Here is an 11,976-nt window from a genome sequence, read left to right on the forward strand (position 1 = left end):
CCGCAGCCATCATGGCCGATGGCGCCGAGCCCGGCGAGCCCTATTAGAGAAGCGGAATCAAGCGCTCCAGAGCAACACCCCTGCTGGCCTTGAGCAGAAGCACATCTCCAGGCCGCAGCCACTGCTGCAAAGGCTCTGCCGCAGCCTCCGGGCAATCCACCTGCCTTAAACGCGATAGGCCAGTGGCCGCCGCAACCATGGCCGCCCCTTCCTCGCCCTGGTCCACGATCACCAGCCCATCAAGGTCTAGTTGCCTTGCCCGCTCGGCCACGCTGCGGTGCAGAGCCAGGCTCTGCTCGCCCAACTCGAGCATGGTGCCGAGCACCGCGAAGCGGCGGCCAGGCTGCTGGGCCAGCAGCTCCAAGGCGGCAAGCACCGCCTCCGGTGAGGCGTTGTAGGTCTCGTCAAGTATCAATACGCCATTTTGCTGCAAACGGCGGCTGCGCCCTCCGGGCAGATCCACCTGCAGGGGCCGCCAACGCTCAGGCTCAAGGCCGAGCTCCCGAGCTACCGCCATGGCAAGCATCAGGTTGCGGGCGTGATGCACTCCCTCTAGCGGCACGGGCAGGGCCACTCCGGCCAACTCCAGAATCTCCCCCTGGCAATCAAGGCTGCCCACCAGATCTGCGGCAGCTTCATGACCTTCTCCCTGCAGGGCAACCCGCACTACCCGGCCAGACCACACCCTGGCCAGGGCATGGTCCAGCAGGGGATCACCAGCCGGGATAACCACCAAGCCATCGGGCCTTAAACCAGCCACGATTTCGCACTTAGCCGTTGCGATTGCCTCGCGACTGCCAAGCCGGCCGATGTGGGCTGTGCCGATGTTGGTGATCACCGCCACATCGGGGCTGGCGCAGCGACTCAGCCGTTCGATCTCACCGAGGCCCCGCATGCCCATTTCCACAACCAAGGCCGCCTGATCAGGGCCTGCGCCAAGCAAGGTCAGGGGAACGCCTACGTCGTTGTTTTCGTTGCCGCTGGAGGCCCAAATCGGCCCAAGTGGAGCCAGGGCACTACGGATAAGTTCCCGCGTGGTGGTCTTACCGGCGGAACCGGTTACCGCCACCACTGGCGCTGCAAGCTGCAGGCGCCAGAGACCCGCCAGGTCTTGGTAAGCCTGCAGGGTGTCTGGCACCAGCCAGAGGGGCACGTGAGCTTTGGCGGCAGCAGCCAACACACTTGCCTGGGAGGCTGGCGCAAGGTGGCCCGCCTGGGCTATGAGGGCGGCGGCACCTGCTTCAAGGGCAGCGGCAAGGAAGCCATGGCCATCGAAGCGCTCGCCAATCAGCGGCAGAAAAAGGTCGCCGCCGCTCAGTTGGCGGCTATCGGTGCAGATGGCCTGGGGGGCGAGCTTCAGCTCCGCCTGATCCAGGGCCAGGGGGCCGGTGGCGGGTTGACCCCAGAGCTCCTGCAACTGGGCTAAACGCAGACTCATCGTCGGCAGTCGGGGGCGATGCGGAGGATCATGCCTGAGGAATTGGCTCCCCCTCCAACAGCACCATGCCGCTACCCACCCGGGCGGCCTGAGCCAGCAGATTGCCGCCAGGTGCTAGCAGGCGCAGACGCTCGTAACCCAGTTCGCGGCTGCGCTGCAGCCAGAGATCGGCTTGCTGCTGGCGTCGCTGCAATGGCAAGCCTGCCCAGGTACTCACCAGCTCCAGATCGAGCAGCCCCTGCTCGGGGTGGGGGCGCGCCGAGGAAATGCTGCCATCGGGGTCATCGTTTGAGAGCAGGGCCAGCAGGGGGTCGAGCTCGAGGCGCACGGCAGGAGCAGGCTCTACAAGCTCAGGAGGCTCAGGGGAGCTTGGCGCTGGACCAACAGATCGAGCAGCTGGCTGGCCTAGGGCCTGCGGGAGCGGCAGGTCAGAACGGGGGGCAAGTCGTTCAGCAACTTGTTCAACAACTGGTTGAGAGGCTGAACTATCAGCAATATCAAAAGTGGTGGGGGTGGGGGCAAAAGTTTTTATCAGCAGCGTCAGCAAACACGCCACCACTGCCAAGCCCAGGGCTAACAGCACCGGCCAAAAAAAGGCAGCTAGTGCTTGGGGCCAGAAGCCAGGCACCGATAAGTCCCCCTCGCGGTTGCGGCGCACCAGCTCCCTCAGCTTGAGCACCGTGCTGGCCAGGGCGGCACGCAGGTCCCCTGCAAGACGGCCCCAAGGTTCTACGTAAGGGGCCGGATAGGGAGCTGGCGGGTCCGAACGGCCCGATCTGTCGGGGGCTGAGGTGGGTGGCGGCACCAAAAGGGGTTCAACGACGCTTCAGCAGGGAAGCCAGGCCCCGCCGGCTGGGGTCCGCATCTTGACCCTGGGAGAAACGCTCAACGGCGGCAGCTTCAGGCGTTGGCTCCTTTACCCCGCAAACGTCGCGGTACATGGCGTCGTATTCGAGCGCCGAGCGGGCCCAGCTGAAGTCCACGCCCATGCCCCGGCGCTGGAGCTCCTGCCAACTGGCCTGATTGCGGTAGGCCTCCCATGAGCGCACGATCGCCGTGTAGAAGTCGATGGGTTCATAGCGGTCGAAGCCATAGCCGTTGCCGCTGCCAGCCAGGGGGTCGTTGGGGGGCACGGTGTCCACCAGACCGCCCACCATCCGCACCACCGGAATCGATCCGTAGCGCATCGCCAGCATCTGGCTGATACCGCAGGGCTCAAAGCGGCTCGGCATCAAAAAGGCGTCGCTACCGGCATAGATCAGCCGTGAGAGGGCGTCGTCGTAGGTGAGGAAAACGGCGAAGCGGCCGGGATGGCGCGCTGCCATCTGCCAAAGCCCCGACTCATAGGTGCGATCCCCCGTGCCCAGAACAACAACCTGGCTGTCGGTGTAGGCCAACACCCGATCAGCAACCTGCAGCAGCAGGTCGACACCTTTTTGATCGACTAGCCGGCTCACCATTCCCATTAGGTAGGAGCGGGGATTCACAGCCAGGCCAAAGCGCTCCTGCAGGGCCTGCTTGTTAATGGCACGGGGAGCTAAATCCGCAGCCGAAAACTGGGCTGGCAGGCTGGGATCAGTGGCTGGATTCCAGTCTTCGGTATCAATGCCGTTGAGAATGCCGCGCAACTTGCCACTGATGAAATTCAGCAAGCCATCTAGATGCTCGCCGTATTGGGGCGTGCGGATCTCCATCGCATAGGTGGGAGACACCGCATTGACCCGATCTGCATACAGCAAGGCCACCGCCATAGTGTGGTCTCCTTGCATATACCAGGGACACCAGGTAATGCGATCAAGCTTCCAGCGCCAAGGGCCCTGATACTTGAGATTGTGGATTGTGAAGACGGTGCTGATCTCCGGGTCTTGGTGCATCCACACCGGCAACATCCCGGTGTGCCAGTCGTGGCAATGCAGCACCTGAGGTTTCCAGTGATGCCAGCAGAATTCCGCAGTCGCGCTGGCAAAGAAAGTGAAGCGCCAATCCTCGTCTTCACCGCCGTAGATGCGCTCCGGATCGAAAACTGGATGGCCCACTAAATAGAGAATTAGGCCGTTGGTGGGATGGCGGGCCTCAAAGACAGCGAAGTCATTGCCCATGGTGTGGCCGCGCCAGATGGGCTCGGGCGAAACCTTCAACTTCGACCACAACTTGCCGTATCCCGGCAGGATGATGCGTACGTCGTGGCCTAAGGCAGCTAGGGCCGGGGGCAAAGAGCCCACCACATCACCCATGCCCCCGACCTTGATCATCGGCGCGCATTCGGCCGCCGCAAACAAGACCCGCATCCCAGAGTTACCGGTGGTGGGCGCAACTCTACGGTTGGCGCTAGGGCAGCACCGTCACGGGCATGCCCATCTCCACCAAGTCGAACAGTTCCCGCACATGCTCATCCAGTAGGCGCACGCAGCCGTGCGATACGGCCTGCCCCACGCTGTGCCGCTGGGGTGTGCCGTGGAAGCCAGCGCTGACGCAACCCTTCACCACAAGGTGCTCGCTGCCGTTAAAGCCGGCGCGGCCCTTGCAGTCGCGGTGAAAGCCAATCCAACGGCTGCCGAGGGGGTTGGCAGGTCCAGGCGGGATGCGTTGGCCGGTGGCTGGGTGCTCCCAGGTGGGATCTACCGCTAGCTCGATAACCGAAAACTGACCCACCGGGGTCTCCCAGCCCGGCCGGCCGACTCCCACCGGGAAGCGCTTGCGCTCCTGGTTGCCCTCTATTACCAACAACTGGCGCTGGCGCCGGTCAAGTACGAGCCGACGCTGCTGCGATGGCTCCACAGCAGCAACGGCAAGGGGTGGCACAAATAAGACGGCTCCCACAAGTAGGAGCGGAAGCAATCGCAGCAGCCCCAAGCGACCCACTGCCCTGAGATGAAATCCGTTTGTTTTCAAGGTAGCCAGGGTGCATCGGAGAAGTCCGGCGGTCGCTTCTCAAGGAAGGCATTGCGCCCCTCCTGGCCCTCCGCTGTTCGATAAAAGAGATGGGTGGCCTGGCCGGCCAGTTCCTGAATTCCTGCCATGCCGTCGGTTTCAGCGTTGAAGGCAGCCTTGAGGCAGCGGATCGCCGTGGGGCTGTGCTGGAGCACCTCGCGCGCCCAGCTGATCCCCTCCGGCTCCAACTGATCAAGGGGCACAACCCCATTCACCAAGCCCATGGCCAAAGCCTGGTCGGCCCCGTATTGACGGCAGAGAAACCAGATCTCCCGTGCCTTGCGCTGTCCCACCAGCCGGGCCAGGTAGCCGGCGCCAAAGCCCCCATCAAAACTGCCCACCCGCGGGCCCGTCTGACCAAATACGGCGTTCTCAGCCGCCAGGCTCAGATCGCACAGCAGGTGCAGCACCTGGCCACCACCGATCGCGTAACCGGCCACCAAGGCAATCACCACCTTCGGCAAGCTGCGGATCAGGCGCTGCAAATCCAGCACATTGAGACGGGGCAAACCCGACTCGTCGAGATAGCCCCCATCGCCGCGCACGCTTTGATCGCCGCCAGCGCAAAAGGCCCAGCCGCCATCAGCCGCTGGGCCGGCGCCGGTAAACAACACCACCCCGACCCGAGGGTTGTCGCGAACACGGGAAAAGGCGTCGCAAAGCTCGTGCACGGTGCGGGGCCGGAAGGCGTTGCGCTTGTGGGGTCGGTTGATCGTGATGCGGGCGATCCCCTCCTCGCACAGATCAAAAAGGATGTCCTCGTAGGTGCCGGCGGGCTGCCACTGCACCGCTGACGGGGTCGGGGAGGAAGGGCTCAAGACTGCATCAGGGCTTGGGCGGCCATTCTGCGCAAGCTCTGGCGCCTGAGTGCATCGGCGCGGCGATCACTGACCAGCTCAAGCAGCGCCAGCGGCTGATTCAGCGCCCAGTCCAGCTGGGATGGCAAGCCAGCAAGCTGCTCCACCCTGCGCCCCGGCACGCCATGGGCTGCAGCCAAGGCCAAGTGATCAAGCTGCTGGGGCATGGCAAACAACCTCTCGAAATCCAGGGCCTGCTCAGGTGTAGTGCGAATCGGCAGCTGCTCAAAGATGCCGCCACCGCCGTTGTTGATCAGGATCACGGTGAGTCGCCCCTTTAGCTGGCGCTGCCAGAGCCAGCCATGGCTGTCATGGAGCAGGGCCAGATCACCCGTGAGCAGCACCGCCTGGCCATGGGCCTCAGCGACCCCGCAGGCGATCGATAAGGTGCCATCGATGCCTGATGCCCCTCGAAACCCATAAACCGCTCGCCAGGGGGCAGCGGGGTTGGCGAAGCTCTCCCAATCGCGCACGGGGCTGCTGTTGGCAAGCACCAGCGGCAAGCCGGCAGGCAGCAGGAGCCCCAGTTGGCGCGCCAAACAAAGCTCACTTACACAATTTTCTGCCCCATCACCGCTGGCCAGCTGCTGATCTAGCCAGAGCTGTAATTGCAGCTCCCGCTGGCGCCAACGAGACCCAAACTGCAGGGCCTCGGCGCTGGGGCCGCCGGCCCAAAAAGATGGTGGCAAGCTGGCGCTCCAGCCGGCCAAACCGGCTGCGCTCTGCTGACATCCGCTGCCGTGCCATCCGCTGCCGAGCGGATCAAGACATCTCGGCTCGCCCTCACTGACAAGCCACTGGAGAGCGTTCTGGTCGGCCAGCCAGCGCTGTAGGCGGCGGCTGGCGGGCAAGGGGCCAAGGCGCAGCACCTGGGCTGATCGCAGCTTGGGTTCAGGAGCCTCGAGCAGTAGGTCGTAGCTGCTGATCAAATCGAGGTCAGCCAACCCCCGCAGCCCGCTGAGTCCATCTGCCAGCACGGGCCAGCCCGTGCACCGCTGCCAGCGCAGCAAAGCTTCCACGTAACCAGGCCAGTGCTGGGGCAGGCCGCGCCAGGGACCAGCCACAACCACGCCTGGCTGGCCTGGATCGGGAGCGGGGCTGAAGGGCGTTGCCTGTATTCCTGATCCAGCAGCCCCTAGGGCGAGCTCGGCCAATGACGGTGGAGTTGTCTCAAGGGAACCGTGGGCGATTGCCTCAAGCAGCGCCGGCCCGTCCGCATGTAGAGGTTCGGCAAAGGGAAGGTTGAGGTGCACTGGCCCCGGGGCCAGGCCAGGGGGCCGGGTTGCAGACCATGCCTGGCGAGCCAGGGCGGCGATGGCAGCGTCCGTCATGGCAGCCAGTCCAGTGCCATCGCCCTGGCCAAACCAGCGCACACTGGCGGCCAGAAAGCTTTCCTGGTTCACGGTCTGGTTTGCCCCACAGCCCTTGAGCCGGGTGGGGCGATCAGCACTGATCAGCAATAGAGGGATGGCGCCATAGTCCGCTTCCACCGCGGCGGGCAGCAGATTTGCCACAGCGGTGCCCGAGGTGGTTACAACCGCAACTGCTTTTCCAGTGGCCCTGGCCAATCCCAGGGCAAAAAAGGCGGCAGAGCGCTCATCAATGGCGGTGTACAGCGCCAGCCCGCGCGGCTCAAGCACCCCCAGGGCCAGGGCCAGGGCACCAGAGCGACTGCCCGGACACAACACAGCCCGGCTGAGCCCCTGGCCCATCAGGGCCTTCAGCAGCAGCAGCGCCGCCTCGAGATTGCGACGGGCCAACTCCACGCCAGGGCGGTTCAGGATGGACTTGACCAGTCTCCCCTGCACCCTTGTCGTCCTCGCCCCCCAGCAGCAATCCCAGCCTGGTCGAAACCCTGCGCCGCCAGGTGGTGCCAGTTCTGGTCTGGGTGTTGCTGGCCCTGGTGCTGCGCTGGGCGGTTCTGGAACCCCGTTGGATTCCCACGGGATCAATGCTCCCGGCCCTGCAACTGCAGGATCGGGTGCTGGTGGAGAAGCTGCGCGCCCGGCTGCATCGCCCCATACCGATCGGCACCGTGGTGGTCTTCCATCCCCCCACAGCCCTAATAGCCGCTGGCTACGACCCCAAGGCGGCCCTGATCAAGCGGGTGGTGGGCCAAGCGGGCGATGAAGTGGAGGTTCGTGATGGTGTGCTTTGGCGCAACGGCAGCAAAGCGGCGATCGATTGGTCAGCTGAACCGATGGACTACCAGCTGGAACCCCTCACGGTGCCCCCAGACCATCTGCTGGTTTTGGGAGACAACCGCAATGCCAGCTTGGATTCCCACATCTGGGGGCCCCTGCCTCAAAAGGCATTAATCGGCACGGCGGTGCTTCGCTACTGGCCCCTCAATCGGTTCGGTTGGTTACGGATCTCCGCCATGGGCCACCCCCCTGGTACTACGAATGAGCTGGGGTAAGGTGCAAGTCGGATGCAGCGCACGCCGGCGATGTTCAACCCGGAGTTCCTGACCACCGATAACGAAGCAATCAGCGGTAACTCGTTGATTCAGTACCTGCAGGAGCAGTCTCCTGATGTGCTGCAAAGGGTTGCTCGCTCAGCCAGTGGCGACATCCAGGACATCATTCGCCATAACGTCCAAGGGCTGTTGGGGATGCTCCCCGGCGAGCAGTTCGAAGTCAAGATTCAGACCAACCGAGAAAACTTGGCTGGCCTGCTGGCTTCGGCGATGATGACCGGTTACTTCCTGCGCCAGATGGAACAGCGCATGGAACTGGACACGAGCCTGCTGGGCTGCGGAGATCTGGACAGCGACCTAGATGCCGACCCAGGCGAGCTCAGGCTCTGAGTTGGCTCAAGCTCAAAAATCGCCTGGTGCAAGCTCCGCGGGCTGCTCTGGCACGACTCCATAGCGCAGAAGGGTTTTGTCAATGCCGCTCAGGTAAGCCCAGCTGCCGCTGTCTGGTGCCCAATCTCGCCCTTCTAGGCAGTCTGCAAGCTCCCTTAATTGCTGGGGGCTGCAGGCCACCGGAGCTTGGTAATGGGCCGGCACCAGCCAGCGGATTTCGGCTTGGCCAGCCAAATTTCGGATCCAGGTCACCAGGGCGGCCCGGCAGCGGGGAAACACCAGCCGCTCCAGGACAGGCGCCACCAGCAGTGCTTCATGGCCGGGCACCAGCCGCCGAAATTCAGCCTGCCAGCCCTCCTGCCAGCGGAAGGGGTAGAGGCCGAAATAGGCCCGCGGCGAGCGCACCCCAGCGGCCAGCAGGCTGGAAAGCAGCTCCCTGATTCCAGGAACCTGCAGATGGTCTGGGCGGAGATAGGAGGCAAACAACACCAGTCGCTGCCATCCCCGCCTGCGGCAATCAGGAGTGTCCAGCAAGGGCGCATCACCGCGATCCCTGGCATGGAAAAGCAGCGGCGTCGGATCGGCATCAAATAGCTCTGGGGGCTGCTCGCTGATGGCCACTAGGGCATCGGTGAGCAGCAGGCAACCGCTAGCGCGGTGCAGGCAGGCCGCCTCCATGAAGGTGCCCAGGCCTAGGTCTAGGGGCCCGAGCGGTAGCCAGTGCAGTTCATCAGCATGGGGAAGCCCCTGCTCAAACAGCACCCGGGTGCGCTGGGCCGGGAACCCCAGCCAAGCCAGCGGCAGCGGTAAGGGGAAGCTCCACTGCCGTGGTGTCACCCACACCTCAGCAGCGGGGAACGCCCTTGCCATCGCCGGCACCGGCAGCTTGTGCTCGAGGCCAGAGCTGGTGGGCAGCACGATCGTGCAAACGGGCCCGTAGCGGTGCTCCAGCTCGGCAAGAGCTGCCCGCACCTCTCCCGTGGGGGGCACAGGGGCATAGAGCAACAGACCACCCCGCAAATGCACCACCGTCATCCGGATCGGCACGGCCACGTAAAACACCCCTTGGAGCTGCTCGAAACTCCAGACCTGGCCAGGGATCAATTCGCGCACCAAGGTGCGGCGGCGTCCGTAGGGGTAGAGCGGCAACAGCGGCCACCAGGGCCAGCTCTGATCTGCGCCCGGCGCAGCTGGATCTCGGCTGGGGAGCTGGTTCACCTCAGGCCAGCAGCACCAAGCTGACACTCATCACCACCATTCCTGCCGAGAGGCCAGCAATCATCACGTGGTGATGGGCCCCGGTGCGCTGGGCGGCAGGCAGCAATTCGTCGAAGCAGATGTAAACCATCAATCCGGCAACGCTGGCAAAAACCAATCCCATCACCGTGTCGCTGAGGAATGTTCTTAAAAAGACGTAGCCCACCACTGCACCGATGGGCTCGGCAAGCCCTGAGGCGAAAGACACCCAAAAAGCAGTGCGGCGGCTCCCAGTGGCGTAATACACCGGAGCTGAAATAGCCAGGCCCTCGGGAATGTTGTGGATCGCGATGGCAATGGCGATGCTGATGCCAAGCTTGGGACTTGAGAGGGCACCAACAAAGGTGGCTAAACCCTCTGGAAAATTGTGGATTCCAATCGCCAGGGCCGAAAACAAACCTGTGCGCAGCAAGGTCTGGGACTGGGCCCTGGGAAAGTTGGCCTCAGGAAGGGTCAGATCATGGCTGGGTAGGGCATTGTCGATCAAGGCAATCACCACCATGCCAGCAAAAAACGCCAGCACGGTGACCGCATAGCCGGTAGTCGCTCCAAGCCCAAGGGCCAGCGCTTGCCTGGCCTTGGGAAATATCTCCACAAAGGAGACAAAAATCATCACGCCAGCCGAAAAGCTCAACGACAAACTGAGCAACTTGGGGCTGAATCGCCTCGACACCAGGCCAAGCAAACTGCCGAGCCCGGTGCAAAGGCCAGCTGCCAGGGTGAGAAGAAAGGCAAACAGCACCCGCTGATCGATGGCAATCAAGGGGTTGGCTCCGCTGCCATCAGATCTGAGCCGTCCATGCCGGCAGGGGGCAGGTTGCGAAGCCATTGCCGGCCCTGCTCGAGAAAGGCAGGCCAGTCGAGTTTTTCAGCCGCCGCTGCCTTGGCCACCAACAGGGGTGCCTGGCGTTTGATCTCGGCGAGATCAGGCTCGCTCACCCCCGCCGAGAGGGCCAACATGTCAGCCATGGACCTTGCCACAACCCGGGTGAGATAGGCGGCGCTGAGCGCCTGCAAAGCCCCCCCCACCAGCCAGCTGGCGCCGTGCAACTTGACCAGGCCAGTAAGTAGCTGGCTGCTCCACTCCACCACCCCTTGGGCGAGTGCTGCCTTGGCGAGTTCGCTAGCGGCGGCCTGCAGCTGCTCGAAAGTCCAGGGGCAATCCCAGAGGCGAGCCATCTCGCGCAACATCAAGCCATTAGCCACCGCCAGCACCAGCAGATCGAGGCTCGGCAGGGGCGCCGCCACCACCCCGGCCGCCACCAGCCACTGGGTGCGCCGCTGCAGTGGCAGAAAGTGCTGCCGCCGCAGCTGCTCAAGATCGCACTGCCAAAGGCCATGCAATTGCTCAAGACGACGCAGCTGGCGGCCGCGGCGCAGCTCCGCTCCGGCACTGGCGAGCTGCCGGGCTAGGGGCGAAATGCTGGCTGTAAGCGTCGTGGAAAGGCCATTCCAAAAGAGCAGACGCTGGGAAAGATCCTGTCCAAGCTGGGAGCGCAATTCAGAGGCCAGAGCTTCGAGAGTCTGGTCACCTCTGTTGAATTCCACCAGCAGCCAGGCGGGCTGAGCGGCGGGTAGGGCCTCGAGCCAGCGCAGATCGGCAGCTGAGAGAGGCGTGCGCAGATGGTGGATCAGCAGGTCGCAGGCTGCAAATGCTTCAGGCCAAGACCAATCGTTACTCCAGGCCGGCAAGGGGTGGGCCCAGTGCAACTGAAGTGTCTCGGCACCACGCAGGGCCTCGATCAGATCTGGTTGCAGAGCCAGAGCCGGAGGACAGGTACCCACTAAGGCCAACTGCAAGCCCTGCCGATCCAGCTCCTGGCGCAGGGTTGCCAGTTGGTTCTTGCGCATCCGGCTGGCTAGCTCAGCCTTGGCTGGGGTTGACTCCCCTGCCAACCGTAAAAACTGGCCCTCAAGTTGCTCCAGGCGCCCCAGCCAGCCGGGCACATCCGTAGGGGCTGGCCCCCGGGGTTGGCGGCGGCGTAGCAGTGAAGCACCCAGGCCCAGGCCCGCCAAGGTGAGGCCAGAGGCGATGGGCAGGTGGCTCAACCGCAGCAGCCCATCGAGGGCAAACCAGCCCATGACCCCGGTGCCGATAGCCGGCAGCCAAGGTATGAGGGTCGTGGGCATGGCCTGGCGGACCATGGCTAACCTGGCGAGCTGGGGGAGGGTCACCGGCGGCGTCAACGGCGCTGGACAAGCTGATGCATCTTTAGCTCAGCTTGAGACGCTGCGCAGGTGTCAAATGCCAATAGCTTGGGCGCGTGTTGGGGGTCTGCCTTGCCAGCTCCAGGAGTAAGGGACAACCCAACGGAGGTTCGCCAGGACACCCGCGAGCAGGTGAAGCGAGTGCTGCTGGTGGCCTTGGCCGTCAACATCAGCATGACGCTGTTGAAATTGCTGCTGGGGCTCTTGAGTGGCTCGCTAGCCGTGCTGGCGGATGCCATGCACAGTGCCACTGACGGATTTTCAAGTCTGTTGGGACTAGTGACCAACGGACTTTCGGATCCCGAACCAGACCGGGACCATCCATACGGGCACCACAAGTATGAAGCGGTGGGTGCCCTGGCTATTGCAGCCTTCATTCTGTTCACTGCCTTCGAGATCCTGCAGGCCGCCATCGGGAGGCTGAGCACTGGACTACAGCCCTTGCGAATGGATAGCCGGGAGCTACTGATACTGCT

The 11,976-nt window shown here is 63.7% G+C and carries 12 protein-coding genes; 3 read left to right on the plus strand and 9 right to left on the minus strand.

The window, feature by feature from the left end:
• Positions 1-43: 43 nt before the first annotated feature.
• Genes murF through menD form a run of 6 tightly spaced genes read right to left on the minus strand, consistent with a single transcriptional unit; the run spans position 44 to position 6,992 of the window.
• Positions 44-1,438: a UDP-N-acetylmuramoyl-tripeptide--D-alanyl-D-alanine ligase gene (murF, locus tag KBY72_RS05015; RefSeq protein WP_254961085.1), complete on the minus strand. Its 1,395-nt coding sequence runs from the start codon at positions 1,436-1,438 to the stop codon at positions 44-46.
• 28 nt (positions 1,439-1,466) lie between these two features.
• The gene (locus KBY72_RS05020; RefSeq protein ID WP_254961079.1) at positions 1,467-2,243 is read right to left on the minus strand and encodes a hypothetical protein; all 777 of its coding nucleotides are present in this window, start codon (positions 2,241-2,243) and stop codon (positions 1,467-1,469) included.
• A gap of 10 nt (positions 2,244-2,253) precedes the next feature.
• Positions 2,254-3,726 (minus strand): glycogen synthase GlgA, encoded by a 1,473-nt coding sequence (gene glgA / locus KBY72_RS05025; RefSeq protein WP_315859523.1) that lies wholly within the window; start codon positions 3,724-3,726, stop codon positions 2,254-2,256.
• Positions 3,727-3,766: 40 nt separating this feature from the next.
• Positions 3,767-4,276, minus strand: coding sequence for a L,D-transpeptidase (locus tag KBY72_RS05030; protein WP_254993166.1), 510 nt, complete (start codon positions 4,274-4,276; stop codon positions 3,767-3,769).
• 50 nt (positions 4,277-4,326) lie between these two features.
• The gene (menB, locus tag KBY72_RS05035) at positions 4,327-5,187 is read right to left on the minus strand and encodes a 1,4-dihydroxy-2-naphthoyl-CoA synthase (RefSeq protein WP_254961074.1); all 861 of its coding nucleotides are present in this window, start codon (positions 5,185-5,187) and stop codon (positions 4,327-4,329) included.
• Positions 5,184-6,992 (minus strand): 2-succinyl-5-enolpyruvyl-6-hydroxy-3-cyclohexene-1-carboxylic-acid synthase, encoded by a 1,809-nt coding sequence (menD, locus tag KBY72_RS05040; RefSeq protein ID WP_254961073.1) that lies wholly within the window; start codon positions 6,990-6,992, stop codon positions 5,184-5,186. Before menD ends, menB begins: the two co-directional genes overlap by 4 nt.
• A 77-nt stretch (positions 6,993-7,069) precedes the next feature.
• On the opposite strand from menD, the gene lepB reads away from it, so the two are divergent.
• Both lepB and KBY72_RS05050 read left to right on the plus strand, forming a co-directional pair.
• On the plus strand, positions 7,070-7,645 hold the full coding sequence (gene lepB, locus KBY72_RS05045; protein WP_254961121.1) for a signal peptidase I: 576 nt from the start codon (positions 7,070-7,072) through the stop codon (positions 7,643-7,645).
• Positions 7,646-7,675: 30 nt separating this feature from the next.
• Entirely contained in the window at positions 7,676-8,035 is a 360-nt protein-coding gene (locus tag KBY72_RS05050; RefSeq protein WP_254941274.1) for a DUF760 domain-containing protein, read from the plus strand.
• A gap of 12 nt (positions 8,036-8,047) precedes the next feature.
• On the opposite strand, the gene KBY72_RS05055 is transcribed toward KBY72_RS05050, so the two are convergent.
• Genes KBY72_RS05055 through KBY72_RS05065 form a run of 3 tightly spaced genes read right to left on the minus strand, consistent with a single transcriptional unit; the run spans position 8,048 to position 11,467 of the window.
• A complete protein-coding gene (locus tag KBY72_RS05055; RefSeq protein ID WP_254993167.1) occupies positions 8,048-9,253 on the minus strand; it encodes a DUF4336 domain-containing protein in 1,206 nt (401 codons plus the stop codon).
• A gap of 1 nt (position 9,254) precedes the next feature.
• Positions 9,255-10,055 carry a zinc transporter ZupT gene (gene zupT / locus KBY72_RS05060; protein ID WP_254993168.1) on the minus strand — a complete coding sequence of 267 codons (801 nt, stop codon included), beginning with the start codon at positions 10,053-10,055 and terminating at the stop codon, positions 9,255-9,257.
• Complete coding sequence (locus KBY72_RS05065) at positions 10,052-11,467, minus strand: YcjF family protein (RefSeq protein WP_254993170.1); 1,416 nt, start codon at positions 11,465-11,467, stop codon at positions 10,052-10,054. The genes zupT and KBY72_RS05065 overlap by 4 nt, the downstream gene beginning before the upstream one ends.
• Positions 11,468-11,674: 207 nt before the next feature.
• Here KBY72_RS05065 and KBY72_RS05070 point away from each other — a divergent pair.
• The coding region (locus tag KBY72_RS05070) for a cation diffusion facilitator family transporter (protein WP_315859524.1) at positions 11,675-11,976 on the plus strand (302 nt) is incomplete at its 3' end.

It is taken from the genome of Cyanobium sp. BA5m-21 (assembly GCF_024346235.1).
GTDB lineage: Bacteria > Cyanobacteriota > Cyanobacteriia > PCC-6307 > Cyanobiaceae > Cyanobium_A > Cyanobium_A usitatum.